This is a genomic window from Arthrobacter sp. 05T47 (genome assembly GCF_056395825.1).
On the sequence record NZ_JBFTKG010000003.1, the window covers coordinates 73201 to 99576 of the forward strand.

At 67.9% G+C, this 26376-nt stretch carries 28 protein-coding genes; 21 read left to right on the top strand and 7 right to left on the bottom strand.

Annotation, left to right across the window (positions count from 1 at the left end; genetic code table 11):
* Positions 1-22: 22 nt before the first annotated feature.
* Positions 23-244: a hypothetical protein gene (locus AC1DEY_RS04075; RefSeq protein WP_390201662.1), complete on the top strand. Its 222-nt coding sequence runs from the start codon at positions 23-25 to the stop codon at positions 242-244.
* A 23-nt stretch (positions 245-267) separates the two neighbouring features.
* Here the strand turns inward: AC1DEY_RS04075 and AC1DEY_RS04080 are convergent, their stop codons facing one another.
* Positions 268-1332, bottom strand: a complete 1065-nt coding sequence (locus tag AC1DEY_RS04080) for a diacylglycerol/lipid kinase family protein (protein ID WP_476866876.1) — start codon at positions 1330-1332, stop codon at positions 268-270.
* A gap of 78 nt (positions 1333-1410) precedes the next feature.
* Between AC1DEY_RS04080 and serS the strand changes: the two genes are divergently transcribed.
* Positions 1411-2691, top strand: a complete 1281-nt coding sequence (gene serS / locus AC1DEY_RS04085; RefSeq protein WP_476866877.1) for a serine--tRNA ligase — start codon at positions 1411-1413, stop codon at positions 2689-2691.
* 148 nt (positions 2692-2839) lie between these two features.
* The gene (locus tag AC1DEY_RS04090; protein WP_476866878.1) at positions 2840-3760 is read left to right on the top strand and encodes an HAD family hydrolase; all 921 of its coding nucleotides are present in this window, start codon (positions 2840-2842) and stop codon (positions 3758-3760) included.
* A gap of 48 nt (positions 3761-3808) precedes the next feature.
* Here the strand turns inward: AC1DEY_RS04090 and AC1DEY_RS04095 are convergent, their stop codons facing one another.
* The 3 genes from AC1DEY_RS04095 to AC1DEY_RS04105 form a co-directional block, all read right to left on the bottom strand.
* Entirely contained in the window at positions 3809-4408 is a 600-nt protein-coding gene (locus tag AC1DEY_RS04095) for a hypothetical protein (protein WP_476866879.1), read from the bottom strand.
* 92 nt (positions 4409-4500) lie between these two features.
* Positions 4501-5259: a DUF429 domain-containing protein gene (locus tag AC1DEY_RS04100; protein ID WP_476867076.1), complete on the bottom strand. Its 759-nt coding sequence runs from the start codon at positions 5257-5259 to the stop codon at positions 4501-4503.
* Positions 5260-5359: 100 nt separating this feature from the next.
* Positions 5360-5851: an inorganic diphosphatase gene (locus AC1DEY_RS04105; protein ID WP_441408258.1), complete on the bottom strand. Its 492-nt coding sequence runs from the start codon at positions 5849-5851 to the stop codon at positions 5360-5362.
* A 151-nt stretch (positions 5852-6002) separates the two neighbouring features.
* Between AC1DEY_RS04105 and dacB the strand changes: the two genes are divergently transcribed.
* The 15 genes from dacB to AC1DEY_RS04180 all read left to right on the top strand — a co-directional run bounded on the left by dacB (position 6003) and on the right by AC1DEY_RS04180 (position 21285).
* Positions 6003-7532 carry a D-alanyl-D-alanine carboxypeptidase/D-alanyl-D-alanine endopeptidase gene (gene dacB / locus AC1DEY_RS04110; protein ID WP_476866880.1) on the top strand — a complete coding sequence of 510 codons (1530 nt, stop codon included), beginning with the start codon at positions 6003-6005 and terminating at the stop codon, positions 7530-7532.
* A gap of 97 nt (positions 7533-7629) precedes the next feature.
* Positions 7630-8781, top strand: a complete 1152-nt coding sequence (locus tag AC1DEY_RS04115) for a zinc-dependent metalloprotease (protein WP_476866881.1) — start codon at positions 7630-7632, stop codon at positions 8779-8781.
* A gap of 98 nt (positions 8782-8879) precedes the next feature.
* Positions 8880-9917: a tRNA lysidine(34) synthetase TilS gene (gene tilS / locus AC1DEY_RS04120; RefSeq protein WP_476867077.1), complete on the top strand. Its 1038-nt coding sequence runs from the start codon at positions 8880-8882 to the stop codon at positions 9915-9917.
* A 30-nt stretch (positions 9918-9947) separates the two neighbouring features.
* Positions 9948-10499: a hypoxanthine phosphoribosyltransferase gene (gene hpt, locus AC1DEY_RS04125; protein ID WP_091255514.1), complete on the top strand. Its 552-nt coding sequence runs from the start codon at positions 9948-9950 to the stop codon at positions 10497-10499.
* A 199-nt stretch (positions 10500-10698) separates the two neighbouring features.
* Positions 10699-12765, top strand: a complete 2067-nt coding sequence (gene ftsH, locus AC1DEY_RS04130) for an ATP-dependent zinc metalloprotease FtsH (RefSeq protein ID WP_441408255.1) — start codon at positions 10699-10701, stop codon at positions 12763-12765.
* 9 nt (positions 12766-12774) lie between these two features.
* Positions 12775-13419, top strand: coding sequence for a GTP cyclohydrolase I FolE (gene folE, locus AC1DEY_RS04135; RefSeq protein WP_476866882.1), 645 nt, complete (start codon positions 12775-12777; stop codon positions 13417-13419).
* An 11-nt stretch (positions 13420-13430) separates the two neighbouring features.
* A complete protein-coding gene (folP, locus tag AC1DEY_RS04140) occupies positions 13431-14375 on the top strand; it encodes a dihydropteroate synthase (RefSeq protein WP_476866883.1) in 945 nt (314 codons plus the stop codon).
* Between the two features lie 13 nt (positions 14376-14388).
* Entirely contained in the window at positions 14389-14748 is a 360-nt protein-coding gene (gene folB, locus AC1DEY_RS04145) for a dihydroneopterin aldolase (RefSeq protein ID WP_441408252.1), read from the top strand.
* Complete coding sequence (gene folK / locus AC1DEY_RS04150) at positions 14745-15311, top strand: 2-amino-4-hydroxy-6-hydroxymethyldihydropteridine diphosphokinase (protein ID WP_476866884.1); 567 nt, start codon at positions 14745-14747, stop codon at positions 15309-15311. The genes folB and folK overlap by 4 nt, the downstream gene beginning before the upstream one ends.
* A complete protein-coding gene (locus AC1DEY_RS04155) occupies positions 15308-15832 on the top strand; it encodes a DUF3180 domain-containing protein (protein ID WP_441408250.1) in 525 nt (174 codons plus the stop codon). Before folK ends, AC1DEY_RS04155 begins: the two co-directional genes overlap by 4 nt.
* Entirely contained in the window at positions 15813-16325 is a 513-nt protein-coding gene (locus AC1DEY_RS04160) for a PH domain-containing protein (RefSeq protein WP_476866885.1), read from the top strand. The genes AC1DEY_RS04155 and AC1DEY_RS04160 overlap by 20 nt, the downstream gene beginning before the upstream one ends.
* A gap of 18 nt (positions 16326-16343) precedes the next feature.
* Complete coding sequence (locus AC1DEY_RS04165) at positions 16344-17945, top strand: PH domain-containing protein (RefSeq protein WP_476866886.1); 1602 nt, start codon at positions 16344-16346, stop codon at positions 17943-17945.
* Positions 17938-18858, top strand: coding sequence for a Rossmann-like and DUF2520 domain-containing protein (locus AC1DEY_RS04170; RefSeq protein WP_441408247.1), 921 nt, complete (start codon positions 17938-17940; stop codon positions 18856-18858). The genes AC1DEY_RS04165 and AC1DEY_RS04170 overlap by 8 nt, the downstream gene beginning before the upstream one ends.
* 1 nt (position 18859) lies before the next feature.
* Positions 18860-19762, top strand: coding sequence for a pantoate--beta-alanine ligase (gene panC / locus AC1DEY_RS04175; protein ID WP_476866887.1), 903 nt, complete (start codon positions 18860-18862; stop codon positions 19760-19762).
* 182 nt (positions 19763-19944) lie between these two features.
* On the top strand, positions 19945-21285 hold the full coding sequence (locus AC1DEY_RS04180) for a DHA2 family efflux MFS transporter permease subunit (RefSeq protein ID WP_476866888.1): 1341 nt from the start codon (positions 19945-19947) through the stop codon (positions 21283-21285).
* A gap of 83 nt (positions 21286-21368) precedes the next feature.
* Here AC1DEY_RS04180 and AC1DEY_RS04185 read toward each other — a convergent pair whose 3' ends face one another.
* The 3 genes from AC1DEY_RS04185 to AC1DEY_RS04195 all read right to left on the bottom strand — a co-directional run bounded on the left by AC1DEY_RS04185 (position 21369) and on the right by AC1DEY_RS04195 (position 23915).
* Positions 21369-22202 (bottom strand): alpha/beta fold hydrolase, encoded by an 834-nt coding sequence (locus tag AC1DEY_RS04185; RefSeq protein ID WP_476866889.1) that lies wholly within the window; start codon positions 22200-22202, stop codon positions 21369-21371.
* A 128-nt stretch (positions 22203-22330) separates the two neighbouring features.
* Complete coding sequence (locus AC1DEY_RS04190; RefSeq protein WP_476866890.1) at positions 22331-22957, bottom strand: thymidine kinase; 627 nt, start codon at positions 22955-22957, stop codon at positions 22331-22333.
* 46 nt (positions 22958-23003) lie between these two features.
* On the bottom strand, positions 23004-23915 hold the full coding sequence (locus tag AC1DEY_RS04195) for an alpha/beta fold hydrolase (protein ID WP_476866891.1): 912 nt from the start codon (positions 23913-23915) through the stop codon (positions 23004-23006).
* Positions 23916-24026: 111 nt separating this feature from the next.
* On the opposite strand from AC1DEY_RS04195, the gene lysS reads away from it, so the two are divergent.
* The 3 genes from lysS (at position 24027) to AC1DEY_RS04210 (ending at position 26224) form a co-directional block, all read left to right on the top strand.
* Complete coding sequence (gene lysS, locus AC1DEY_RS04200; RefSeq protein WP_441408241.1) at positions 24027-25559, top strand: lysine--tRNA ligase; 1533 nt, start codon at positions 24027-24029, stop codon at positions 25557-25559.
* Between the two features lie 2 nt (positions 25560-25561).
* Complete coding sequence (locus tag AC1DEY_RS04205; RefSeq protein WP_441408240.1) at positions 25562-25744, top strand: hypothetical protein; 183 nt, start codon at positions 25562-25564, stop codon at positions 25742-25744.
* Positions 25745-25897: 153 nt separating this feature from the next.
* The gene (locus AC1DEY_RS04210; RefSeq protein ID WP_390201687.1) at positions 25898-26224 is read left to right on the top strand and encodes a histone-like nucleoid-structuring protein Lsr2; all 327 of its coding nucleotides are present in this window, start codon (positions 25898-25900) and stop codon (positions 26222-26224) included.
* Positions 26225-26376: the final 152 nt, after the last annotated feature.

The window sequence follows — 26376 nt, forward strand, 5'->3', positions numbered from 1 at the left end:
CCCCTAACGGAGGGAGCGGGTCATGTCAGGCACCAGCACAGACAACGACGGCCAGGGAATGATCGTCAATCCCAAGCCGACGGCTGACAACCAGGACTGGGACGGCGACGACGCCGACCGCGCGGACCGCCTGCGCTTCGAAGAAGAACAGGCAATGATCCGGGAGCAGTCCGAAGCCCGGGCCGCCAAGGCTGCCGCGGAAGCGAAGAAGGCGGAAGAGGCAAAGAAGGCCGCCAGCGCCTAGTCACCGCTCCAGCCGCCGTCGGCCTAGCCGACTTCGGTGCCGTCCTTGACCCGGACCAGCAGGGATCCCGGGGCCACCTGGACGGTGACCTTCGTGGCCTCGCCGGAAGGGTCGCCGTCGACCTGGGTGGGCAGGGGTTCGGAGCTCCGGATGGTGATCTTGCCCGACCGGTAATACGTCATGACCGGCAGTTCCTTCTTGTGCTTCAGAACAATCTTTGTGTACATGGCCAGCCAGCCGATTGCACTGCGCGGGCTCATCACCACGATGTCCAGCATCCCGTCATCGATCATCGCCTGGGGGATGAAATCGATGCCCCCGGGGATCAGGCCGCAGTTCGCGAAGAGGACGCTGCGGATACTCCGGAACTGTTCGGGCTGGTCATCCAGGGCAATGGAGACCTTTTTGCGCCGCCCCACCAGGTGCCGGGCGCCGGCCTCCGTGTACGCGAGCCAGCCCACCGCCTTCTTCAAATCGTCGTTCGTATCATTGACCACTTCGGCGTCCATGCCGATACCCGCGATCACCAGGAAGGTGTATTGCGCCGACTCTCCGGTGCGTGAATTGTCCAGGGTGAGCCGCGCCGTGTCGATAAACCGCTGGTGTCCGAACAAGGCGGCCTGCACATTGCCTGGGAGGTCCCCCACCTCCAGATGCACATTGCGGGCCAGGAGGTTGCCCGTGCCCAGCGGAATCAGGCCCATCGCGATGTCCGTCCCGGCGAGGATCTCAGCCACCACGCGCACGGTACCGTCGCCGCCGCAGGCCAGGACGACGTCGGCTCCGTAGGCCACCGCCGCCCGCGCCTGGGAAAAGCCGGGGTCCTCGGCTGTGGTTTCAAAGATGCGGGGCGGCTGCCAGCCTGCCTCGGCGCACGCCGCTTCAATCAGGCTCCGCGCCTCGGCGGACCTGGCCTTGATGGGATTCAGGACCACGGCAACTCTCTGGTGGCCCAGGCCCGGGCTGTGGGTTTCCTCCCACACGGCCCTGCGGGTGTGCTTGGCCTTCAGCCGGCGCACTCCCCACCAACTGGAGACGGCAAACGCCAGGACCCCAGCGATGACGAGGTACAGCAGCCAGTCGCGCATTGTGATCCAACAGTATCCCGCCAGCGCCCCCGCATCGGGTTGCCCGGGAACGGCGACCGGATTGGATACTCTTGTCTGGTGATCGACGTAAAAGACCTCAGCGAAAATCCGGACAAGTTCCGTGCCAGCCAGCGCGCCCGTGGCGCCGACGAATCCGCGGTGGACGCGATCATCGCTGCGGACTCGGCCAGGCGCGCAGCGCTGATCCGGTTCGAGAACCTCCGGGCCGAACAGAACGTCTTCGGCAAGAAGGTCGCGCAGGCCAAGGGCGAGGAAAAGCAGGCCCTCCTCGCGGACGTGAAGGTCCTGGCCGCCTCGGTCAAGGCCGCATCTGCCGAGGCGGATGTTGCCCAGAGCGCCCACGAGGAACTGCTCCGAAGCATCCCCAACCTGATCGAGGACGGTGTCCCGGCCGGCGGCGAGGACGACTACATCGTGGTCAAGACGGTTGGCACGCCGCGCGAGTTCCCCGACTTCGAGCCCAAGGACCACCTGGAAATCGGTGAGCTGATCGGGGCCATCGACATGGAACGCGGGGCCAAAGTGTCCGGCTCACGCTTCTACTTCCTGCGCGGAGTCGGCGCCCGGCTTGAGATGGCGCTGCTTCAGATGGCGATGGAACAGGCGATCGACGCCGGCTTCGTCCCCATGATCACGCCCACCCTGGTGCGTCCGGAAACCATGCAGGGCACCGGCTTTGACGTCAAGCACGACGCCGAGATCTACCGTCTCGCCGAAGACGACCTTTACCTTGTGGGCACCTCCGAAGTAGCCCTCGCCGGCTACCACGCCGACGAGATCCTGGACCTTTCGGGCGGTCCGGTCCGCTACGCGGGCCAGAGCTCCTGCTACCGCCGCGAGGCCGGTTCGCACGGCAAGGACACCCGCGGCATCATCCGGGTCCACCAGTTCAACAAGGTGGAGATGTTCATCTACACCACTGTTGAGGAGGCGGCCGGCGAGCACGCCCGGCTCCTGGCGTGGGAAGAAGAGATGCTGGCCAAGTGCGAACTCCCGTACCGCGTGATCGACACCGCGGCCGGGGACCTGGGCAATTCAGCGGCCCGGAAGTTCGACTGCGAGGCGTGGGTTCCCACCCAGGGCGCCTACCGGGAGCTGACCTCCACGTCCAACTGCACCACGTTCCAGGCGCGCCGCCTGAACATCCGTGAACGGATTTTCAACGAGGACGGTGCGCCCAAGGGCACCCGGGCCGTGGCCACGCTCAACGGCACCTTGGCAACCACCCGCTGGATCGTTGCCATCCTGGAGCACCACCAGAACCCCGATGGGTCCGTCAACGTCCCCGCAGCGCTGCAGAAGTACCTCGGCGGCATGACGGTGTTCCCCGTCCTATAACCACCGTCCTTTAACCACCAGCCGGGCCTCCGGTGGCCGCCGGGTAAATATTCACACTGTGGACAGGCTGTGGGTGTTTACCACAAGTTAACGCCTTGCTGTGGCGTGTGTCCTAGCGGCCGTCGGGGGTGTCTGCTCTACTTGTGAGATGACAACTATGACTGAATCCTCAGTCGCCGGCAACGATGACCGGCGCACCACACACCAGAACATGACAGACCAGAACACGGCAGACCATACCAGGAACGTCCGGGACCAAAGTGCCCTGAACGGCGCCGGCAGCAAGCTGCTGATCGCTCTCGACGTCGATGGCACCCTTGTGGACCACGACGGGCACATGTCAGTTCCTGTCCGCGAGGCCGCCCAGGCCGTGGTGGCCGCAGGCCACCACGTCATGATCGCCACCGGCCGCTCCCTCAACGCCACATTGCCCGTCATCGAGCACATCGGAATCGACACCGGTTACGCAGTGTGCTCCAACGGCGGCGTGATCCTGCGCATCGACTCGGGCTTGCCGGACGGCTACGAAGTCCTCCACAAGGCAACGTTTGACCCGGGCCCTGTGCTTCGGGCCCTGCGCAAGCGGCTGCCCACCGCAAAGTACGCCCTCGAGGACGAAGAAGGTAATTTCCTGTCCACGGAGCGCTTCCAGGACGCCAGCTTCGGTGTCGAGGCGGTGGGCGTCGACTTCCAGACCATGCTGGAGGCAACCGCTGTGCGCGTGGTGGTCTTCAGCTCGGAAAACACGCCCGAAGAGTTCAACGCCGCCATCCGCCACATCGGTCTCGCCGGCGTGACGTATTCGGTGGGCTGGACGGCGTGGCTGGACATTGCCGCGGCCGGCGTCACAAAAGCCAGTGCCTTGGAGCACCTCCGCGACCGGCTCAGCATCGACACCCAACGCACGGTCGCCGTCGGCGACGGCCGCAACGACATCGAGATGCTGACCTGGGCACGCCGCGGCGTGGCCATGGGGCAGGCCCCCGTGGAAGTGATTGCCGCCGCGGATGAGGTGACGAAGTCGGTCTACGACGACGGCGCCGCGCACGTGCTTCGCAGCCTCCTCTAGCCGCCGGCGGCGGCGGCGGACGGGCGGTGCCGGTGAGAGACCCTCCGGCTAGCGGACGTCGAGGATGAGGCCCAGGAGACGGGCCGCAGCGGGACGGGCCGCGTACTCTTCGTTCCACTGGGACCGGGCCACGGCTTTGCTCACGGCCTGGGTTGTGATCCCGAGCTCCTCGGCCACCGCCTTCTGCTGACCACGCACGCCCGGGGTGAGCAGGTCCAGCACCCGCCATTCCGCCTGGCTCCGGTCGTGCACAATGTGGCCCAGGAGGCGCAGGACGGCCTCGGCCTCGGCCGCGAGATCGGCCAGCGGGCCTTCTACGGCCACACGGACCCGGTCCTTGCCGTTGCGGAGGCGATCCACGGCGCGCCGGGCGTAGATCAGCCCGTGGCCCGAGGCGTCCTTGATCTGGTTCGGCAGGGGTTCATTGACCGGCCCCACCCCAATGCCCACGTACCAGCTGCCGCTGCGCAGGGCGATCATGGCCGCCTCCACCGCCTGGTGCGGACAGTCCAGGATGCCTTGGACCTCGTCCTCCACGGAACGGTCGAAATCGAGGCGCGCCGGAATGTGCCGCAGGTCCTTGAGGAGCTGCGGCACACGGTCGCCGTCGCGCCGGCTGTCGGTTTGATTGATGGTCAGCGTGAACATTCTGGATGACACACTACCCGGTGGCACTTGCCGGGCAAGTGCCCGGCGAGACTCGCAGGGCCGGGACCGTAACAGTGGCGCTTACCGGGCGACTATCCGGCTGCTAGGTCGGAGAGTTGGCCGGAGGGCAGATGGATCCAGCCCTCGCTCAGGGCAGCCGCGGCGTGCCCGGGGCCGGGCCGCAGTGTCCTGCCGAGAGCGACTGCCCGCGCTGTCAATGAGGCAATGACGGCATCGAACATGTCATCGGACGCCGCAAGATCGTCCCGGTACCCCGAGAGGTCCAGCCACGGGGCCTTGAGCGTCAGATCCGCCACGGCGGAGGACAGCCTTTCGGCTTCTGGCGCCCCGCGTCCCTTGTAGCCGCGGGCGTGGATCCCCCAGATCTTCAGGGATGGCGCCGGATAGACCTCCGCGAGCCGGCCGGAGCCATCCCTGGCCTGCGGCCCCGAGTCCCGGGCGATCTTGGCCTGGATGACGGCGCACCTCATGGCCGGGTGGGCCAGCCGGTCCGCGGAGACGCTGAGCGGAATCAGCCCGGTCCTGCCCGTGACGAACCGGTCCGTGTCACGGTAAGCGAGCAGCCGGCGGCCCTCGATCCCGTCGTAGCTGAGGACCGGCCCGGCGTCGAAAGCCAAATGCCCTGCAATGAAAGGCAGGAAGGCGTCAGGCCAGCCGAGGGGGCAGTCGATGCCCGTCATGTCGCTGGCGCCGAAGAGGCTGAGAATCTCCTCGTCGTCCACGTCCAGGGACAGATGCGCCAGGCGGGCCGCGCCGCCGTCGTCCCATTCGATGAGGGCCGCAGCCGTCTTCTTCGCGGCCGCAGCGAGGTCGACGCCGAGGGTCCTCACCGCTGCGCCCGCCAGCACTTAAAAAACGCGGGGTCCCTTACCGCCCAATCCGGCGACCCGGATGGGCGGTAAGGGACCCCGCGTTGGAGTGCAGGAACGGTCAGTGACCGGCCGCCGGCACGTAGCGCTTGATGGACGCTTCGAGCTCGGCCTCGGCGGCGGCGCGGTCGCCCCAGCCCTCGGCCTTGACCCACTTGCCCGGCTCCAGGTCCTTGTAACGGGTAAAGAAGTGCTCGATTTCCTTGATGAGGAACTCGCTGACATCGCTGATCTCTTTGATGTGGTCGAACCGGGCGTCGGTCGGGACGCAGAGAACCTTGGCGTCGCCGCCGCCGTCGTCGGTCATGTTGAAAACGCCGATCGGGCGGGACTCGACGATGACGCCGGGGTACAGGTCGAAGTCCTGCAGGAGCACCAGCGCGTCCAGCGGATCTCCGTCTTCACCCAAGGTGTTCTCGAAGAAACCGTAGTGAGTGGGGTACTGCATCGACGTGAACAGGACGCGGTCCAGGCGGACGCGGCCGGTCTCGTGGTCGACTTCGTACTTGACGCGCGATCCCTTGGGGATCTCGATGGTCACGTCATGCTTCATGGAATGCTCCTTGACGAATTCAGGGGTGCGCGGCACGCGTGACGAAGGCAAAAAGCAGTGTCGGTGCCGCCGACTACTATTGAGGATATAGCGAGAGGCGCTGGTTTCAGGAACTAGTGAGGACATTTCAGGACTAAGGACCAGCAGCAGCATGAAACCGATAACCAGCCGCGCCGGCACCGCACCGGGGCCCGGCAGGCTTCGCGGGATCCTCGCACCGCTGCTCCAGACCGTCCTGGTGGTGGCGCTGGCACTGCCGGCCGGGATCGCCATCGCCCCGGCATTCCTCGGCCCGGACCAGCCCCGGGGCGCTTCGGCATCAACGCCGGCCTGGCAGCAGATTCCCGCGACGCTGAGCGGCCCCGGCAGCGATGCGGACGGAATCCGGCCACTCAGCGACGCCGCGCCAATCCCCGCCGGCGCAGCCCTCGCGGCACAGCTCAACGAGACCCTTAAGCCCGCCGGCGCCGGCACCTTCACCGGGATCGTCCAGGACGCCGCCACGGGAGAGGTGCTCTTTGAACGCGGGGCCGACGAGGCCCGCGTTCCCGCGTCGAACATGAAGCTCCTCACAGCCGGCGCCGCACTGCGTGTCCTGGGCCCGGACCGCCGCTTCAGCACCCGGGTGGTGGCAGGGCCAACGCCGGGCTCGGTGGTCCTGACCGGCGGTGGCGATGTCCTCCTGGGCGCCGGCGAATCCGCCCCCGGGGCCGTCCTGGGCCGCGCCGGGCTCGCCACGCTCGCCGAGGCAACGGTCCATGCCCTCAAGGCCAACGGCGCGAGCGGCGCCGTCAGCGTCCTGCTCGATGACTCCCTCTTCAGTGGCCCCTCGCTCAGCCAGGCGTGGAGCCCCGAGGACGTCGCTGCCGGGGAGACGGCCCCGCTGTTCCCGCTGGCACTGAACTCGGCCAGGTTCGATCCCGCCAAGACCACCGGAACCCGCCCGCAGGACGCCGCCATGACCGCCGCCGAGGCGTTCGCCGCCAGGCTTACCTCGGCAGCGGCGGCCGCTGGGCTCTCCGTGACCCCCGGGGTCACCCGGGTCCAGCCCGGAGACGCGCCTGACAGTGAACCCGGGAAAGCCACTGAACACGGGAAAGGCAGCGCCCCCGCCAAGGTCCTGGCCGAGGTCCAGTCCGCCACACTGGGCCAGCAGGTGGACCTCATGCTGCAGACCTCGGACAACTACCTGGCCGAGGTATTGGGACGGATGACCGCCCTCGGCGACGGCCGGGCCGGCAGCGGCGAGGACGCCATTGCCGCCGTGCTGCAGCAGGTCCGGGGCATGGGCGTTCCCACTGATGCCCTCCGTGCCGCGGACGTCTCCGGCCTGGCCCTGGCCAACCGGGTCTCGGCCCGGCAGCTCACGGACGTGGTCCGGGCCATGACCTCGGGGACGGACACCCGGTTGCGCGCCGCCCTTTCGGGATTCCCGGTCGCCGGGCTCACCGGAACCCTGGGGGGCCGGTATGTGGAGGGAGCCTCGGCCGCGGGCGCCGGTCTGGTCCGCGCCAAGACGGGCACGCTGAACACTGTCATTGCGCTCAGCGGTTACGTCGTCGACGCCGACGGCCGACTGCTGGTCTTTTCCTTCGTGGGGAACGGCCTGACTCCCGGCGCCGCGAACAAGGCCGCCCTGGACCGCTCCGCCGCCGTTCTCGCAGGCTGCGGCTGCCGCTGACGGACCCTGCCGGATCTGAACGAACGGGGGACCACCCGGTTCGCCGGTCAGCGAAAATTAAGGCGCATTGTCCGGCCCCTGTGTTCTGATGGATCCCATGGAGTCCTCTGCGCGCGAGACAACAAGCGAGCCATCACGAAAAACCTCGGGTGAGACCTCGGTCCAGGCCCAAGGTCTTATCAATTGGGAGCTCGCCGCGTCCACGGCGGCGCGCCTGACGCCCGCGGGCCCCGTCCTGGGCGCCGCAGAGATCGGCGCCGCGGTGGAAAACCTGCGGCTCATGGCAGACCTTTCGGTGCCGCACGTCCACGACATCACCGGGCTTGACGCCGCCAGGGACCTGCGTGATTCCGAGGTCCTCGTGGTGGACAGGGCCTCATGGGCCAAGGCCAACACCCAGAGCTTCGCCGTGATGCTCAAGCCCGCCATGGAAAAGCTGCTGGAGGGCCGCGCAGCCCTGAGCCCCGGAGCCACCAGCGTCAGCGCGGCCATCACCGGCAGTCAGCTGGGCGCCATCCTGGCCTTCCTTTCCAGCAAAGTCCTGGGCCAGTACGATCCCTTCTCCGCGCTGGCCGAAAACTCCACGGCCCCCGCATCCGGGCGCCTTCTGCTCGTCGCGCCGAACATCATCGCCGTGGAACGGGAACTGAAAGTCGCTCCCGAGGACTTCCGGCTCTGGGTCTGCCTCCACGAACAAACCCACCGGGTCCAGTTCGCCGCCGCCCCGTGGCTGCGGCACCACATGCTCCAGGAGATCGAAAACCTCAGCGGCATGCTGCTGGGCAACGTCGATTCGCTGGTGGAACGGGCCTCCGCGGCCGCGAAGTCGCTGAAGGACCGGGCGGCGCCCGGCGCCGCGCCGGGACGGGGCGCCATCCTGGACCTGCTCCAGAACCCGGAGGAAAAGGCGGCCCTGTCCCGCCTCACCGCCCTCATGAGCCTGCTCGAGGGCCACGCCAACGTGGTCATGGACGCCGTGGACGCCAGCATCGTCCCCTCCGTGAAGACCATCCGGCAGCGGTTCAACGCCCGCGGCCAGGACCGCGGCATGATCGAGAAATTCATCCGCAACCTGCTCGGTCTCGACGCCAAGATGCGCCAGTACAGTGACGGCGCCAAGTTCGTCCGCGAAGTGGTGGACGCCGCCGGCATGGCAGGATTCAACAAAGTCTGGGAGCACGCCGGCCACCTCCCCAGCGAAGCCGAGATCCACGACTCGAAGCTCTGGCTCGACCGGATGGGCCTCTAGCCGCCATGACTGTCAGCAGCGGTGTTGGTTCGACCTCCGTTTCCAGCGGACGACGCCGGCCCGGCCGCCTCGCGCCGGTGGTCGGCACGGCCCGGAAAATGCTGCAGGACGCCCTTGCTGCGGCCGGCTACCCGGAACGCGTCCTGGTCGCCTGCAGCGGCGGCCCGGACTCCCTGGCCCTCGCCGCCGTTGCCGCCTATTTCGCCCGCCGCGCCCATGTGGACGGCCACCCCGTGGCCGTTGGCGCCGTCGTCGTGGACCACCAGCTGCAGCCCGGCTCTGCCGGTGTCGCCGCACTCACCGCCCGGGCCCTCGAGGACCTCGGACTCTCGCCCGTGCAGATCAGGACGGTCGACGTCGCCTCCACCGGCATCGGCCCCGAGGCGGCCGCCCGGGACGCCCGCCACGCGGCCCTGGAGGCCGCGGCCGAGGAGACGGGTGCCGGCGCGATCCTGCTCGGCCACACGCTCGATGACCAGGCCGAGCAGGTGCTCCTGGGCCTGGCGCGCGGCTCGGGCACCCGCTCCCTGGCCGGAATGAGGCCCTCCCGGGGGCGGCTGTTGCGCCCGTTCCTGGGCCTGCGGCGGGCGGACACCCTGGAGATCTGCCGCGTCGAGGGGCTGGAACCCTGGCACGACCCGTCCAATACCGATCCCGCGTTCGCGCGCTCCCGGACAAGGGTTGAAGTGCTGCCCCTGCTGGAGGACAAACTCGGCCCCGGCGTCGCCGAATCCCTGGCCCGCACTGCCGCGATCCTGCAGCTCGACGCCGACTACCTCGAGGACGTGGCGAACGACACCTTCGGCCGGCTGCGGGAGCAGGCCGGTGAGGAGATCAGCCTTCCGGAGGCCGCGTTGCGGGACCTTGCCCCGGCCGTGAGGTTCCGGGTGATTGCCAAGGCCGCCGCCGCCGTCGGGGGTCAACAGCCCAGCTACCAGCGACTGCTCGCCGCCGAAGCGCTGCTGCGCCGGCAGGGATCGGCAGGCCCGGTGGAGCTTCCCGGAGGCGTCAGCGTCTACCGGCTCTCGCTCGCGGAGCTCCTCGCTGCGGGGCCGTCCGCCTCCGCCGGTGTTCCCCGCGAAGCCGCCCGCTGTGGGAAGCTTGTATTCCGGCCTCAACGGCCGCCCCGAAATTAGTCGCACCCCGCATCTACACAGGAGCCATTGGTGGATTCAAACGACGTCCAGGCAGACCTCAAACACGTTCTCTACACCAAGGAACAGATCCAGCAACGGATCACCGAACTCGCGGCGCAGATCGACAAGGACTATGAGGGACGCGACCTCCTGATCGTCGGCGTCCTCAAGGGCGCCGTCATGGTCATGGCAGACCTGGCCCGTGCACTGCACAGCCACGTTTCCATGGACTGGATGGCCGTCTCCTCGTACGGCTCCGGCACCCAGTCCTCCGGCGTGGTCCGCATCCTCAAGGACCTCGACACGGACCTCATGGGCAAGGACGTCCTGATTGTCGAGGACATCATCGACTCGGGCCTCACGCTCTCCTGGCTCAAGACGAACCTGGAATCCCGCGGCACCGCCTCAGTGGAAATCTGCACCGCTTTCCGCAAGCCGACGGCCGCCAAGGTCAAAATCGACGTCAAGTACGTCGGTTACGACATTCCCAACGAGTTCGTCGTGGGCTACGGCCTGGACTATGCCGAGAAGTACCGCAACCTGGACTTCGTCGGCACCCTGGCACCGCACGTCTACGAGTAGACCGCTCACGCAGAGGCACCCGCGCCCGGGACCCGGGCGGGGCAAGGCCCGGCCCAGCTACGCCCACAGGGAACTTTTGCCCTTCACCGTGCGTGAGTTAGTGCGACGGTGTATAGCTAGAACCTGACGCAGCACCACACGCGCGCAGAACGGTCGCCGTGCAGCACTACCAGGAGGGACGGGGCCAGCCCCCGAACAGATGAAAGCTAAGAGTTTCTTCAAGGGCCCCGGCATCTGGATTGTCGTCGTGGTGGCCATGCTCCTGCTGGCATTCGCCACTCTGGCGCCCGGCGGTGCTAGCCGGATCGACACTGACAAGGGCCTTGAACTGCTGAGCACCAGCGGCAAGGTTGATCAGGCCAAGATTTTCGACGCCGAGAACCGTGTGGACCTGGTCCTGAAGGACAACCTGCAGGTCGACGGGCAGGACAAGGGCAAGAACGTCCAGTTCTACTTCGTCAACGCCCGCGCCCAGGATGTCGTCAAGGCAGTCACGGACGCCAAACCGTCCGGCGGCTTCACCGACCAGCCCATCGAAAACAACTGGTTCTCCGGGCTGTTCTCCCTGCTGGTGCCGGTGCTGCTGCTCGGTGTCCTGTTCTGGTTCCTGCTCTCACGGATGCAGGGCGGCGGGTCCAAGGTCATGCAGTTCGGCAAGTCCAAGGCGAAGCTCGTCAACAAGGACATGCCCCAGGTGACCTTCAGCGATGTCGCCGGCTCCGATGAAGCCGTCGAGGAACTCGAGGAGATCAAGGAGTTCCTGCAGGAACCGGCCAAGTTCCAGGCCGTCGGCGCCAAGATCCCCAAGGGCGTGCTGCTCTACGGCCCTCCGGGCACCGGCAAGACCCTGCTGGCCCGCGCGGTCGCCGGCGAGGCCGGCGTACCCTTCTTCTCCATCTCCGGTTCCGACTTCGTGGAAATGTTCGTCGGTGTGGGCGCCTCCCGCGTCCGCGACCTCTTCGAGCAGGCCAAGTCGAACGCGCCGGCCATCATCTTCGTCGATGAGATCGACGCCGTCGGCCGGCACCGCGGCGCCGGAATCGGCGGCGGCAACGACGAGCGCGAGCAGACCCTGAACCAGCTGCTGGTTGAAATGGACGGCTTCGACGTCAAGACCAACGTCATCCTGATTGCCGCCACCAACCGCCCCGACGTCCTGGACCCGGCACTGCTGCGTCCGGGCCGCTTCGACCGGCAGATTTCGGTCGAGGCCCCCGACCTGATCGGCCGCGACCAGATCCTGCAGGTGCACGCCAAGGGCAAGCCGATGGCTGCCGGCGTCGACCTCAAGGCCGTTGCCAAGAAGACCCCCGGCTACACCGGCGCGGACCTGGCCAACGTCCTGAACGAGGCGGCACTGCTGACCGCCCGCTCCAACGCGAACCTGATCGATGACCGTGCCCTCGACGAGGCGATCGACCGCGTCATGGCCGGCCCGCAGAAGCGCAGCCGGGTCATGAAGGAACACGAACGCAAGGTCACCGCCTACCACGAGGGCGGCCACGCGCTCGTCGCCGCGGCCCTGCGGAACTCCGCCCCGGTCACCAAGATCACCATCCTGCCCCGCGGCCGTGCCCTGGGCTACACCATGGTGGTCCCGGAAAACGACAAATACTCCGTCACCCGCAACGAGCTGCTCGACCAGATGGCCTACGCCATGGGCGGGCGCGTCGCCGAGGAACTCGTCTTCCACGACCCGTCCACGGGTGCGTCCAACGACATCGAGAAGGCCACCGGGATCGCCCGGAAAATGGTCACCGAGTTCGGCATGAGTGAAAGGGTCGGGTCGGTGCGGCTCGGCCAGGGCGGCGGCGAGCCGTTCCTGGGCCGCGACGCCGGCCACGAGCGCAACTACTCGGACCAGATCGCGTACATCGTCGACGAGGAAGTCCGCCGCCTGATCGACGGCGCGCATGACGAGGCCTACGCCATCCTGACCGAGAACCGCGACGTCCTGGACGAGCTGGCCCTGGAACTGTTGGAGCGCGAGACCCTGAACCAGGCCGAAATCGCCCAGGTCTTCACCAATATCCGCAAACGCGACTTCCGCGACGTCTGGCTTTCCAAGGAGACCCGCCCGGTCCAGGACGCCGGCCCGGTGGAGTCACGCCGTGAAAAGGCGGAACGTGAAGCGCAGGAGGAAGCCACCCATGCCCGGCTCGAAGAGCCCCTGGATGCCCAGCCGCCGCATGCGCAGGGTGTTGGCGGGCAGGAGTCCTTCCAGGGCGGTGCAACAGATATCGGGACTGATGGTCATCCCCGCTAGGCTTCTTCTGTGACTTCTAACTTCGATGATGACGTAACCGCCCCCGCTGCCGCCCCGGCGGGGGACGGGGAATCCCAGCATTCCAAGACCAAGGTGGACCGCCCCAGGATCGAAGCCGCCGTGCGGGAAATCCTGCTCGCAATCGGCGAGGACCCGGATCGCGGCGGGCTCCTGGACACCCCGAAGCGGGTGGCCAAGGCCTATGCGGAAATGTTTGCCGGCCTGCACCACGACCCCGCCGAGATCCTGGCCACCACGTTCGACCTTGACCACGAGGAACTCGTGCTGGTCAAGGACATCCCGTTCTACTCCACCTGCGAGCACCACCTGGTGCCGTTCCACGGGGTGGCGCATGTTGGCTACATCCCGTCCCACGACGGCAAGGTCACCGGCCTGAGCAAACTGGCCCGGCTGGTGGATATGTTCGCCAAGCGCCCGCAGGTGCAGGAACGCCTGACCACCCAGATCGTCGAGGCCCTCGTCAGCCACCTCAAACCGCGCGGCGCGATCGTCGTCGTCGAATGCGAACACCTGTGCATGTCCATGCGGGGCATCCGCAAGCCCGGCGCCAAGACCGTCACCAGCGCAGTGCGCGGGCAACTGCACGACCCGGCCACCCGCGCCGAAGCCATGAGCCTCATACTCGGAAGGTAAGAACACAGACTATGGACTCCCTAGCCGCAGCCCCGGGGACCGGCCCCGCAACCTCGCCCCTGCCCATCCTGCGCAAACCGCGCCCGGCGGCGAAGTTCCAGGACCTGCCCACGGACCGGACACTCGTAATGGGAATCCTCAACGTCACCCCCGATTCCTTCAGCGACGGCGGAGACCACCCGACGCCGGACACCGCGATCGCGGCGGGGCTCCGGATGTTCTACGCCGGAGCGGACATCATCGACGTCGGCGGTGAATCCACCCGCCCCGGTGCTACGGCAGTGGGCGTCGAGGAGGAACAGCGCCGGGTCCTGCCGGTCATCGAAGCCCTGGTCAAGGCGGGCGCCCTGGTCAGCATCGACACTACCCACGCCGCTACCGCCGCCGCGGCCCTGAAAGCCGGCGCCGCGATCATCAACGACGTTTCGGGCCTGACCATGGAACCGGAAATGGCCGAACTGGCCGCCCGCACCAAGGCCCCCTACATCCTGACGCACCGCCGCGGCGATGCCAGCACCATGAACTCGCTGACCGACTACCGTGACGTCGCGCGGGAAGTCGTCACTGAACTCACCGGTGTCCGCGACAAGCTCTACGCCGCCGGCGTCGCGCCTGAGCAGATCATTGTGGACCCGGGCCTGGGCTTCGCCAAGAACGACGCCCAGAACTGGGAGCTGCTGCAGCATCTGGATGTCCTGCAGGCCATGGGCCACAGGGTCCTGGTCGCCGGCTCCCGCAAACGGTTCCTCGGCAGCCTCCTGACCGTGGCCGGCAAGGCCGCGCAGCCGGTTGAACGTGACGCCGCCACGGCCGCCGTGACCGCCATCAGCGCCTTCCGCGGCGCCTGGGCCGTGCGTGTGCACGACGTCGGCCCCAGCCTGGACGCCGTCAAGGTCGCCGCACGGATGGTTCCGGCGGCAGCGGCGGCCGGCTCCGCCGACGCCGGCACCAACTGATCCGGCCGGCACCATGGACCAGATCACGCTGAGCGGCGTCACCGCCGTCGGCTATCACGGGGTGTTCGACTTCGAGCGTCGCGACGGCCAGCCGTTTGTGGTTGACGCCGTGCTGCACTTGGACTTCAGCAAGGCCGCGGCTTCCGACGACGTCCTGGACACCGCGCATTACGGCGAAGTGGCCGACTGCATCAAGGACTGGATCACAGGCGAGCCGCTGAACCTGATCGAGGCCCTCGCGGTGCGGATTGCCGAGGACGTGCTGCAGAAATTCCCCGTGGCCGCCGTGGACATCACCGTGCACAAGCCCAAGGCCCCCATCGAGGTGGACTTCGGCGACGTTTCCGTCAGCGTTCACCGGAGGCGGCCGTGATCCCGTCCTACACCCGCGCCGTGATCGCGCTCGGCAGCAACCTGGGGGAGCGCAGCGACACCCTGTCCGCCGCCGTCGCGGACCTCGTCGACCCGCCGGAAGTGCGCCTGCTGGCCATCTCCCCGATTGTCCAGACGAAGGCCGTGGGCGGCCCGCCGGGCCAGCCTGACTTCCTGAACATGGTCATCGCCGTCGAGACGAACCTGCCGCCGCGCGAACTGCTGCAGCACTGCCACGCCGTGGAACAGAAGCATCTGCGCGTGCGCGAAGTCCGGTGGGGCCCGCGGACCCTGGACGTGGACATCATCACCTACGGGAACGTGGTCAGCTCCGACCCCGAGCTCACCCTGCCCCACCCCCGGGCCGCCGAACGGGCGTTCGTGCTCTATCCGTGGTCGCTGATCGATCCCGCGGCCGAGCTCAACGGCGAACGCGTGGGCGAACTTGCGGTCAATGCCGCCGATTTCGCCGACATTGCGACGTTTGACGGCTTCCAGAACCGTGAAGCGGATGCCACATCCCCCGGGAGCACCGGAGCCTCCGGCGCAGTGGAGCGGCCGTGAAACTGACCAGCCCCCTGCTCCTGCTGGCCATTGGTGTGGTTGTGGCGATAGCCGGCTGGCTCACCACCGTCCTGACCGGCCGCTATTCGCTGGCCACCCCCGTGCTGCCCCTGACCGGGCTGGTGACCATGGGCGTGATCGTGGTGCTGACCCTGGTCCTGGGGATCCGCGTGCTCCGGTGGCGCAACGGCAAGAAGAAGAAAATCCTCAACCCGATCCTGGCTGCGTGGACCCTGGTCCTCGCCCAGGCCTGCGCCTACACGGGCACGGTCCTGCTGGGCTGGCACGCGGGAATCTTCGTGGAGCAATTGAGGCTGTGGAACCTGCGCAGCAACCAGGACCTCACCTGGCAGGCCCTCGCCATGGCCGGCGGCGGGCTGATCATGGTGATCGTGGGCCTCGTCGTCGAGCGGTTCTGCCGGATTCCACCGGAGGACGGCGACGCCGATTCCGGTCACGGCGCGCAGGGAAAGCGCAACAAGCCCTCGGCGGAAGGCGAATATGCCTACCGAAGCGATTGATCCTCCGGGCATCGACTGGCTCAGGGTGTCACCGAAGTACGTCACCGTGCGCCTGGTGGGTTGGGGGCTGGGAAACCTGGTCGCCGTCGCCCTGCTCTCAATTCCCCTGATCCTGGTGCTGGCCGGGGCCTGGACCTGGCCTCCGCTGTGGCTGGCCGCCGCCATCCCCGCCGTATGGCTGGTCCTGGCGCTGTGGCGGCTGTTGCTGATTCCGCGGCAGGTCCGCTCGATCGGCTACGCCGAGCGGGCGGACGACCTCCTGATCCGGCGGGGCATCTTCTTCCAGCGCACCCTTGTCGTGCCCTACGGGCGGATGCAGTACGTGGACATCGCCGTAGGACCGGTCGAGCGTCCGCTGGGCCTGTGCACCCTGAAGCTTCACACGGCATCCGCCGGAACCAACGCCGAGATCCCCGGACTGCCTGCCAGCGAAGGAGCCCGGCTCCGCGAACAGCTGTCTGCCCGCGGCGAAGCCCGGCTGGCCGGGCTGTGACGGGAAGGCCATGACGGGATGGCGCTGACACCGCAGGGTCCCGGAAGCGCCGCTGGCGCCGGTGACGGCGGGGCGGGGGTTGCCGGCGGGGCCGGTGGCGAAGGTACCGGCGACGCCGGCTGGTTGCGCGTGCACCCGGCATCGCCCTTTGTCCGGGGCTGGGTGGCGCTGGCCGCACTGTTGTTCTTTTTTGGCCGCGACAGCTTCGAACGGCTCCTCCAGGGCGGCCCGGTCGTTGACGAGCGGTTCACCGGACGGGCGCCATGGCTGCTGCTTGGCGGCGGCATCCTGCTGCTGCTGACCGTTCTCGGCTACGTCCTGAGCTGGTACTTCACCCGCTACCAGGTGGCGGGCGGCTACGTGCGCGTCAACACCGGATTCCTGTTCAGGCAGCAGCGGCAGGCCAGGCTGGACCGGGTGCAGGCAATCGACGTCGTGCAGCCCTTCCTGGCGCGGATCTTCGGGCTGGCGGAGCTGAGGTTCGAAGTCGCCGACGCCGGTGAATCCGCAGTGCGCCTCTCCTACCTGCGCGCGGACGAGGCCCGGCAGCTCCGGGCGACAATCCTGGCCCGCGCCGCCGGCTTTGCGCCGGAGCCGGGGCAGCCGGAGGCCGCAGCCGTCGAGGCCCCGGAACAAGCAGTGCTGACCGTGCCGCCGCCCCGGCTGGTGGGCTCGCTGCTGCTGAGCGAACAAAGCGTCGCGATCGTAGCCGGCGGCATTGCCTCCGTGCTGCTCTCGACCTTCACCGAACACAAGAACTTCACGGTCTTCCTGATCCCCGCCCTGATCGGACTCGTCGCCTCCTACTGGTCCTCGTTCAACAAGGGCTACAACTTCACGGCCGCCGTATCGCCTGACGGCATCCGGCTGCGCTACGGCCTGCTGGACACGCAGGCGCAGACCGTGCCGCCGGGCAGGATCCAGGCGCTCAAAGTCAGCCAGCCGCCGCTGTGGCGGACGCTCGGCTGGTACCGGGTCCAGGTCAACGTGGCCGGCTACGGACTGGCCGTGAACAGCGGCGAAGGATCGGCCCGGACCACGCTGCTTCCGGTCGGGTCCCTCACCGACGTCCTGAACATCCTCGCCCTGGTGCTCCCGGATCCCGGAACCCGGGATCCGGTGGGGGTATTCACGGCGGGAATCACCGGCATCGCCGATGCCGCCGGAACCCCCGAAACCGGCGCCCCGGGAACGGGAACCCCGCAGCAGCCCGACGGCGGGTTCGTCACCACGCCGCGCCGGGCCAGGTTCCTGGCGCCGCTGGGCTGGCGGCGCAACGGCTTCACCGCAACGGACACCGCCCTGCTCCTGAGATCGGGCCGGTGGTGGCGGAACTTCGTGGTGGTGCCGCACCAGCGCACCCAGTCCATGGCGCTCCAGCAGGGGCCGCTCGCACGGCGATTCCGGGTGGTGGACCTGGTCCTGCACACCACGGCAGGTCCGGTGGCCCCGCGGCTCATCCAGGCCGGCCTCGACGAGGCCCGGGCCCTGCTGGATGCCCAGTCCGCCCGGGCCCGTGCCGCGCGCATGCTCCAGCGGAGCGAGCACTGGATGGAGCCGGCAGCCCAACCGGCCCCGCCACCCACAGACCACCCCCAGGAAGGCCCGCATCATGGCTAAACCAGGACGCCTCGGCGTCGGAATCATTGGCGCAGGGAAGGTCGGTGCCGTCCTCGGGGCGGCGCTGCGCGGAGCCGAGCACGCCGTCATTGGGGCGTCCGCCGTGTCCGACGCCAGCCGCGAACGCGCCGAAACGCTCCTGCCGGGTGTTCCCATCCTGGACGTGCAGGACATCGTGGAGCGCGCCGAGCTTGTCCTGCTGGCCGTCCCGGACGATGCCCTCGGCCCCCTCGTGGACGGCTTGGCCAAGCTCGGCGCCTGGCAGCCCGGCCAGCTGGTGGCGCACACCTCCGGACGCTTCGGCGTCGGGATCCTGCACCCGGTCCGTGCCGCCGGCGCCGTGCCGCTCGCGCTGCACCCGGCCATGACGTTCACGGGCATGAGCCTGGACCTCACGAGGCTCCTGGACTGCACTTTTGGCGTCACGGCCGACGCCGCGATGCTGCCGATCGCGCAGGCGCTCGTCGTCGAAATGGGCGCGGAGCCCGTAGCGATCGCAGAAGCCGACCGCGTCCTGTACCACGCCGCCCTCGCGCACGGCTCAAACCACATGGTCACGCTCGTGGCGCAGGCCTCGCAGCTGCTCCGCGACGTTGGCGTCGAGGCCCCGGACCGGATGCTGGGCCCGCTCCTGCGAGCCACGCTCGAGAACGCCCTCGCGTCCGGCGAGTCGGCCCTGACCGGCCCCGTAGCCCGCGGCGACGCCGGCACCGTTGCCGCGCACGCCGGCGCCCTGCGCGAGTACGACGGCGGCGCGGCCGGCGATATTCTTGAGGCGTACCTGGCGATGGCCCGGGCTACGGCCCGCCGGGCAGGAAGCCGCGGGCTCCTGAAACAGGAACAACTCGACGGCATCGAACAGGCGCTCGGCGGGCCCGGCCAGAACGGGACGCACGCCCCGGAAGGACCCTGACATGGCAATCCAACTCGTCAACACCGCTGCCCAGCTCCGCGCCGCCAGCGCCCGGCTGCTGGCGCAGAAAGGCGGCACGTCCCAGGGGCTCGTGCCCACTATGGGCGCGCTGCACGAGGGTCATGCCCAGCTGGCCCGGACCGCCGTCGCCCAAAACGACGTCGTGGTGGCCAGCATCTTCGTCAACCCCCTGCAGTTTGGCGAGGCCGCGGATCTGGAACGCTACCCCCGGACACTGGATGCCGACCTCGCGCTGCTCGACGCCGAGGGCGTGGACCTGGCGTTCGCTCCAAGTGTTGAGGAGGTCTACCCCGGCGGGGCACCGCTCGTGCGGATCACGGCAGGACCCCTGGGCGACAAGTGGGAGGGCGCCTCCCGGCCCGGACACTTCGACGGCGCCCTGACCGTCGTCGCGAAACTGCTCCACTACGGAATCCCGGGGGCAGGGCTGCCGGGCGGTGGCCAGCCGGCCTACCGCGCCTACTTCGGGCAGAAAGACGCGCAGCAGCTGGCGCTGGTCCAGCGCATGGTGGCGGACCTGAATTTCCCCGTGGAGATCGTGCCCGTTCCCATCGTCCGCTCGGCCGACGGCCTGGCCCTGTCCAGCCGGAACCGTTTCCTCTCCGAGGACCAGCGTGAGGCCGCCCTGGTGCTCTCCCGTGCGCTGCGGCTCATCGAGGAGCGCGCCAACGCCCACGAGCCCCTGGACATTGAATCCGCGCAGGCCCTGGTCCGCTCCCAGCCGCTCGTGGAACTGGACTATTTCGAGGTGGTGGATCCGAGCACCCTGGAGCCCCTCGCGGAGAACTGCAGGGATACCCCGTTCCGCGGCGAAGGGCTGGCGATCATCGCCGCCAAGGTAGGACCCGTCCGGCTCATCGACAACGCGCCCCTGAACTCCTGACCCCGACCTCCAACTAACAGCAACGCGGAGTCACTTCGCGCCCATGGTGGGGCCCTCAATGAGCCGTGTCTGACCCCGCGTTATTTTTCGATGACGGGAATGCGCCCGGGGCTTAGACTGTTGGAACCTGCAGCAGCGCCGACGCTCGCCGGACCCACACCAAGCTCCCCGAGGGAACACCCATGTCAACAGACGTCTCTTCCAACGCCTCTGGCGACCCCACAACGGGCGCTGCCCCCGTCATTCCCGCACCGATCGCGCCGGCGGCACCAACCGCGCCGGCCAAGATGTCCCGGGAGACCATGGCGGTGGTGATTCCGACCACCGGGTTCATCCTGCAGCGCCTTTCCACCCGTGCGGTGTTCATGCTGGCCATGGGGCTGTTCTCCGGCGGCACGCTGCTGGCCGCCGTCGCGCCCGGCTTCGGAGTCCTGCTGCTGGCCCGCATCGTCCAGGCCGGCGGCACGGCCATCATGCTGCCGCTCCTGATGACCACCATCCTCACGCTCGTCCCGATTGAACGCCGCGGGGCCGTCATGGGCAACGTCAGCATCGCCATTTCGGTTGCCCCCGCACTGGGCCCCACTGTCTCCGGCCTGATCCTCCAGCACTTTTCCTGGCGGTTCATGTTCGTTTTCGTTCTGCCGATCGCCCTCGCCGCGCTGGCCATCGGGGCCAAGTACCTGACCAACATCGGCGAAACCGAGAAAACCCGGCTCGACGCCCTCTCAGTGCTGCTCACGGTCCCCGCGTTTGGCGGCCTCGTGTACGGCCTGAGCCAGATCGGCGGGGGACAGGCCGGCTCCCGCACCCCTGCCGTGCTGGCACTTGCCATCGGCGTGGCAGCGTTGGCGGCGTTCGTGCTGCGCCAACTGAAACTGCAGAAGGTCGATGCCCCCCTGCTGGACCTGCGCGCCTTCAAATTCCGGATGTTCACGGTATCCGTACTGCTGCTTGTCGTGGCGATGATTGCCCTGTTCGGCGCGGTGATCCTGCTGCCGCTGTACCTGCAGGAGATCCGCGGCCTGAAATCACTCGAGACTGGCCTGGTGCTGCTCCCGGGCGGCCTCGCCATGGGCCTGCTGGGGCCATTCATCGGCCGCGTTTTCGACAAGGTGGGGCCGCTGCCGCTGACGGTGACGGGCTCGGTCATGATGGTGCTGTCCCTCTGGCAGTTCTCCATGCTGGACGCCGCCTCACCGTTGGGCTGGATCATTTCCTTGCACGTGACACTGAGCCTGGGCCTGGCACTGCTGTTCACCCCGGCCTTCACCGCCGGCCTGAACCCGCTGCCGCCGCACCTGTACTCACACGGCTCGGCCATCATGAGCACCCTGCAGCAGGTGGCCGGCGCGGCCGGGACTGCGCTTCTGGTCTCGATCTACGCCTTCGTGGCAGAGTCCTCGGGAATGGTTGCCGGCATGCACGCCGCCTTCCTGACGGCTGCCGTCATAGCCCTCGCCGCCGTCGCGCTGTCCGCCATGATGCGTAAGACCGCAGGCGTGGCCCAGCCCGCCCACTAGACCCCAGGCAACGACCAACGCGGAGTCCCTTAGCGCCCATTCCGGACGTCCGGAATGGGCGCTAGTGACCCGCGTTGCTTGGGTCAGCCCGCGTAGAACACGCTGAGCTCGGAGATGAGCTTGTCCGGCGCCTTGTTGACGCCGTCGTGGCCCATGCCCGGCAGGATGGTGTAGCTGGAGCCTGAGAGGACGTCGTGAATCTGGGCGCAGGCCACGCCGAAGTAGGCCGGGCTCTTCTCGCCCACGATGATCAGCGTCTCCAGCGGCAGTTCCAGGAACGGCTCGGCCGGCATGTCGGCGGCGATGATCGCCTTGATCTCCCGGACACCGGTCTGCATGAGGTCCCGCAGCTGCTTGCCCATCGGGGTGGCCGCGGAAAGCTTGTTCGCCAGCGTCAGCATGGACAGCGGCATCCGGGACAGGGCGCTGCCGGTCTCCAGGCCTCTGAGCAGCACGGCGAGGGCGCGGTCGTCGTCGCCGGCGGCAGTGGCCCGCTCGTATTCGGGTGTCCAGTCCGCCGTGACGCTGTGGTTGACGGAGACTGCGGGGTCGTACACCGCGAGCCGTTCCACCGGCAGGGTGCGGGCCGCGTGCAGGGCCACCGCCCCGCCGAAGCTGTGGCCAAAGACGTCCGTGCTGTTCGTTTTCTTCATGACCGCGTCGAGGTCGTGGATATCCACGTCCAGGGTGTAATCCTCCGGCTGCGGGGAGGACGAGCCGCGGCCGCGCCGGTTGAAGGTGTGCACCGGCCGGCCCAGCGATGCACTGAGTTTCTGCGCGAAACGCGTGTAATCGGCGGCTGTCACCATCGAGGCCGGCACGACGACGATGCCCGAACCCGCCGAGGCGAGCTCGGCGCCCGTGCTGAAAAGCTCGATGGTTCCGCCGTCGGGGGTATTGATGTTCTCGCGGGTCATGCTCCGAGCCTAGCCGAGCCCACGCCGCGGTGCAGTAAGCGCCAGTTCACACGGCAGTTCAAACACCAGTTCGGCAGGGCGCAATACGCCGCAGGCCGAAAGCCCGCGGGAACGCGGGGGAGCGGGCGCTAGCTGCCCAGCCGGCCGCCGGAGACCTCGAGGTAGCAGGCGCCGCAGAGCGACTCGTACCAGACATCCTGGCCATCGATCGCGACCTGGTTTCCGTCGAAGACCACCTGGTCCCCGATCCGGCGGGTGTTGAAGATGGCCTTCCGCCCGCAGCGGCAGATGGTCTTGAGCTCTTCGAGGGTGTGCGCAATCTCCAGGAGCCGGAGGGAACCGGGGAAGGCGCGGGTCCGGAAGTCGGTGCGGATGCCGTAAGCCAGGACGGGGACATTGTCCAGGACCGCTATACGGAAGAGGTCGTCCACCTGCTCCGGTTCCAGGAACTGGGCTTCGTCGACCAGCAGGCAGGCCACCGGCGCGGTGTCCACGTGCTGGAGCAGGGCGTCCGGATCATCCCCATGGGCCTGGGCGGTGAAAAGCCCGCGGGCCGACGCGCCGGCGGGGATCAGGAAGTCCACCGAACGGGTCATGCCCAGGCGGGACACGACGTCGGCGTCGCCCTTGGTGTCGACGTCCGGCTTGGCCAGCAGAACCCGCTGTCCGCGTTCCTCATAGTTGAACGCCGCCTGCAGCAGCCCCGTAGATTTGCCGGAGTTCATGGCGCCGTAACGGAAATAGAGCTTGGCCAAGGGGGTCCTTTCGAAAGGGTCGCCCCCGATTCTAGCGGTCGGACGCTTAGCCGCCGTCAGCGGCCGTGCCCGGTTCCGGGGACACGGCGGCCGCCCCGCCGAGGAGGAACCGTGCCACGCGGAGGGCCAGCCGGTTGCCCGGCCGGATGGGTCCTTCGTGGAGCTGCCCCGGAACCACGGCGAAGCTGAGCGCCGGAACGGCGTCGGCAAGCTGGCGGCCCGTCCCGGCGAAGTAGGCAGGGCTCCAGCCGCCGCTGAGCATGAGCGTCGGGGCGGTGATGGCGGCAAAATCGGCGATTTCGGCGTCGGCGTCCAGCACGGCGCGCATCTCGGCAACAGCCGTGGGCAGCAGTTCGCGCATTTCCGCCCCCAGATTGGTGCGGGCAGAGAGGATGCTCAGCATGCGCAGCGCGCCCAGGGGCAGCCGGGACACCGGTCCCGCCGTCCCCAGGCCCTGCACCAAATGGGCCCAGGCGTCGTCGAGCTTGCCCGCGGCCACGGACCGCTCAAGCTCGGGCCGCCAGCGCCGGTTGAGGTTTCCGGAGAGGCTGACGGCCGCGTCGTAGGTCACCATCCGCCGGATCGGCACGCTCCGGGCCGCCTGCAGGGCCACAAACCCGCCGTAGCTGTGGGCCACGACGTCGCTGGCACCGGTCTCACGGAGCACGGTGGCCAGGTCAGCCACCTCGGTGGCGGCAGAATAGCCGGCGGGCTGGGGCGAGGAACCCGCGCGCCCACGCCGGTTGTAGCAGTGCACCGGCTGGCCCAGCAGCCGGCCGAGTTTGCCGGCAAAGGGCCGGTAGAGCGTATCGGTCACCAGGGTTCCGTGCACGACGACGACGCCGGATCCGTCGCCGCGCGGTTTTGGGACCCGTTTTGGGCCCTGCTCCGCCGGACGGATGGTGTGCAACTCGAGGTGACCCTCGCCGTCGTCGGTCCGCACAGTCCACGTCTCCACAGCCCCGAGTCTATTCCCGCGGCCCGTCCGCCCTGCTGCCGCCCGGGCAGAACCGGGCCGCGACCTGAACGGGACCTGACCGAGCGCAAATCGACGGTAAACTTGGGGATTGTGACTTCCCAAAACACCCCCGCCCCGACCAACGCCGCCGAGCCGCACGATGCCCCCGAGCAGACCCGCATCCGCATGGAGAAGCGCGCCAAGCTGATCGAACGCGGCGTCGAGGCATATCCGGTGGGTGTCGAGCGGACCCACTCGCTCACGGAAATCCGTGAGAAATACGCCCACCTGCAGGCCGACGAAACCACCGGCGACACCGTCGGCGTGACCGGCCGCATCGTCTTCATCCGAAACACCGGCAAGCTCTGCTTCGCCACCCTCCAGGAGGGCGGTGTGGACGGCAAGGCCGTGCGGCTTCAGGTCATGCTGAGCCTGGCGAATATCGGCGAAGAGGCGCTCGCGGAGTGGAAGTCCCTCGTGGACCTCGGCGACCACGTCTTCATCAAGGGCGAGGTCATCTCCTCACGCCGCGGCGAGCTGTCCGTCATGGCGGACTCCTGGACCATGGCGTCCAAGGCGCTGCGCCCGCTGCCCGTGCTGCACGCCGGGCTGAACGAGGAAACCCGTGTCCGCCAGCGCTACGTGGACCTCATTGTCCGCGACGAAGCCCGCGAAATGGTCTACACCCGCGCCGCGATCACCCGGTCCATCCGCGAAACCCTGCACCGCCAGGGCTACGTGGAGGTCGAGACGCCCATGCTGCAGCTGGTTCACGGCGGCGCCACGGCCCGCCCCTTCGAGACGCACATGAATGCTTTCGACCAGAAAATGACGCTGCGGATCGCGACCGAGCTGTACCTCAAGCGCACGGTGGTCGGCGGGATCGACCGGGTCTACGACATGGGCCGGGTCTTCCGCAACGAAGGCGTGGACTCCACGCACAGCCCCGAATTCACCACCCTGGAGTCCTACGAGGCGTGGGCGGACCAATTCGTCATGGCGGACCGGATCAAGGAGATCATCCTCGACGCCGCCGACGCCGCCGGGGTGGGCCGCGTGCTGCAGACCGAAGCCGGGGAGATCAACCTCGACGGCGACTGGGCCTGGCTGGCGGTCTACCCGGGCCTGTCCGACTTCGTGGGCCAGGAAGTGACTCCCGATACCCCGGTTGCCGAGTTGCTGGAACTGGCGGCCAAGCACGAGGTCAAGGTCGACGCCGGCTGGGACGCCGAGAAGCTCGTCGTCGAACTCTTCGGCGAACTGGTGGAGCCCACGCTGCTCAACCCCACGTTCGTCTACGACTACCCGCCCTCTGCCCAGCCGCTGGCCCGCCAGCACCGCGAGGACGGCCGCCTGATCGAGGCCTGGGACCTCATCATCGGCGGCATGGAGCGCGGCACCGCGTTCTCCGAACTGATCGACCCGGTGATCCAGCGCGAACGCCTCACCGAGCAGTCCCGCCGCTCGGCCGCGGGTGACGTGGAGGCGATGCAGCTGGACGAAGACTTCCTCCGTGCGCTCGAGTACGGCGCGCCGCCCATGGGCGGGATCGGCCTGGGCATCGACCGCCTCGTCATGCTCTTCACCGGCGCGGGCATCCGCGAAACGATCCTCTTCCCCCTGTTGAAGCCGGAAGGACACTGAGCATGGACTATATCGCCGTATTGCTGCCCCCCATCGTGGTGGGCCTGCTTTTCTGGTTTGCCATGAAATCCATATTCAATGCGGACAAATCAGAGCGGCAGGCAGAAGCACGCGCGCATGCTGAAGCGGAAGCGCGGGCGGAAGCTCAAACAGGGGAACAGGATTCTGGGGCCGTCGGGAGCTAATTGCCGGGAATGAAGTAATAGTTCCCTATTGCGGCCTGTGGTTTTCCTTTGAACAGAGTTTTACGCTTTGACTCCCTGCTGTAACGCGGAGGATACTTATTCCAGATACATCCTGCTTTTCTTAACGCTCGATCTTTGGAAAGAGAGTCCTTTATGGCACAGAAAGTAAAAATCATCCTCGTTGATGATCTGGATGGGGGATCCGCGGACGAAACTGTCCGGTTTGGCCTTGACGGCGTGAGCTATGAAATAGATCTGTCGTCAGGCAATGCTTCAGAACTGCGCTCTGCGGTTGAACGATTTGTGGCGCATGCACGCAAGACGTCAAGCGGACGCGCCACGCGCACCAAAATTTCCAGCGGACGGAATCAGGACTCTGCCCAGATCCGTCAGTGGGCACGGGACAACGGCTATGCAGTAAACAGCCGCGGACGTATCCAGGCCGAAATTCAGGAAGCCTACCAAAAGGCCAATTCCTAGCCCGGAACCCGCTTCGGGGCGCACTATCAAAGCCCCGCATCGAGCCGGAATCACGTCTCTCAGTCGAGCGTAACGGTCAAATGCCAATGCCTCCGTTATCTGACGGGGGCATTGGCATTTGACGGCGCCATGCCCTCCCCGCCGGCAACCCA

Excerpts from the sequence above, each read along its gene's own strand:
- AC1DEY_RS04075 (WP_390201662.1), top strand. The coding sequence starts at position 23 with ATGTCAGGCACCAGCACAGACAACGACGGCCAGGGAATGATCGTCAAT.
- AC1DEY_RS04080 (WP_476866876.1), bottom strand. The coding sequence starts at position 1,332 with ATGCGCGACTGGCTGCTGTACCTCGTCATCGCTGGGGTCCTGGCGTTT.
- AC1DEY_RS04090 (WP_476866878.1), top strand. The coding sequence starts at position 2,840 with ATGACAACTATGACTGAATCCTCAGTCGCCGGCAACGATGACCGGCGC.
- AC1DEY_RS04095 (WP_476866879.1), bottom strand. The coding sequence starts at position 4,408 with ATGTTCACGCTGACCATCAATCAAACCGACAGCCGGCGCGACGGCGAC.
- AC1DEY_RS04105 (WP_441408258.1), bottom strand. The coding sequence starts at position 5,851 with ATGAAGCATGACGTGACCATCGAGATCCCCAAGGGATCGCGCGTCAAG.
- dacB (WP_476866880.1), top strand. The coding sequence starts at position 6,003 with ATGAAACCGATAACCAGCCGCGCCGGCACCGCACCGGGGCCCGGCAGG.
- AC1DEY_RS04115 (WP_476866881.1), top strand. The coding sequence starts at position 7,630 with ATGGAGTCCTCTGCGCGCGAGACAACAAGCGAGCCATCACGAAAAACC.
- tilS (WP_476867077.1), top strand. The coding sequence starts at position 8,880 with ATGCTGCAGGACGCCCTTGCTGCGGCCGGCTACCCGGAACGCGTCCTG.
- ftsH (WP_441408255.1), top strand. The coding sequence starts at position 10,699 with ATGAAAGCTAAGAGTTTCTTCAAGGGCCCCGGCATCTGGATTGTCGTC.
- folP (WP_476866883.1), top strand. The coding sequence starts at position 13,431 with ATGGACTCCCTAGCCGCAGCCCCGGGGACCGGCCCCGCAACCTCGCCC.
- folB (WP_441408252.1), top strand. The coding sequence starts at position 14,389 with ATGGACCAGATCACGCTGAGCGGCGTCACCGCCGTCGGCTATCACGGG.
- AC1DEY_RS04160 (WP_476866885.1), top strand. The coding sequence starts at position 15,813 with ATGCCTACCGAAGCGATTGATCCTCCGGGCATCGACTGGCTCAGGGTG.
- AC1DEY_RS04165 (WP_476866886.1), top strand. The coding sequence starts at position 16,344 with ATGGCGCTGACACCGCAGGGTCCCGGAAGCGCCGCTGGCGCCGGTGAC.
- AC1DEY_RS04170 (WP_441408247.1), top strand. The coding sequence starts at position 17,938 with ATGGCTAAACCAGGACGCCTCGGCGTCGGAATCATTGGCGCAGGGAAG.
- panC (WP_476866887.1), top strand. The coding sequence starts at position 18,860 with ATGGCAATCCAACTCGTCAACACCGCTGCCCAGCTCCGCGCCGCCAGC.
- AC1DEY_RS04180 (WP_476866888.1), top strand. The coding sequence starts at position 19,945 with ATGTCAACAGACGTCTCTTCCAACGCCTCTGGCGACCCCACAACGGGC.
- AC1DEY_RS04185 (WP_476866889.1), bottom strand. The coding sequence starts at position 22,202 with ATGACCCGCGAGAACATCAATACCCCCGACGGCGGAACCATCGAGCTT.
- AC1DEY_RS04205 (WP_441408240.1), top strand. The coding sequence starts at position 25,562 with ATGGACTATATCGCCGTATTGCTGCCCCCCATCGTGGTGGGCCTGCTT.
- AC1DEY_RS04210 (WP_390201687.1), top strand. The coding sequence starts at position 25,898 with ATGGCACAGAAAGTAAAAATCATCCTCGTTGATGATCTGGATGGGGGA.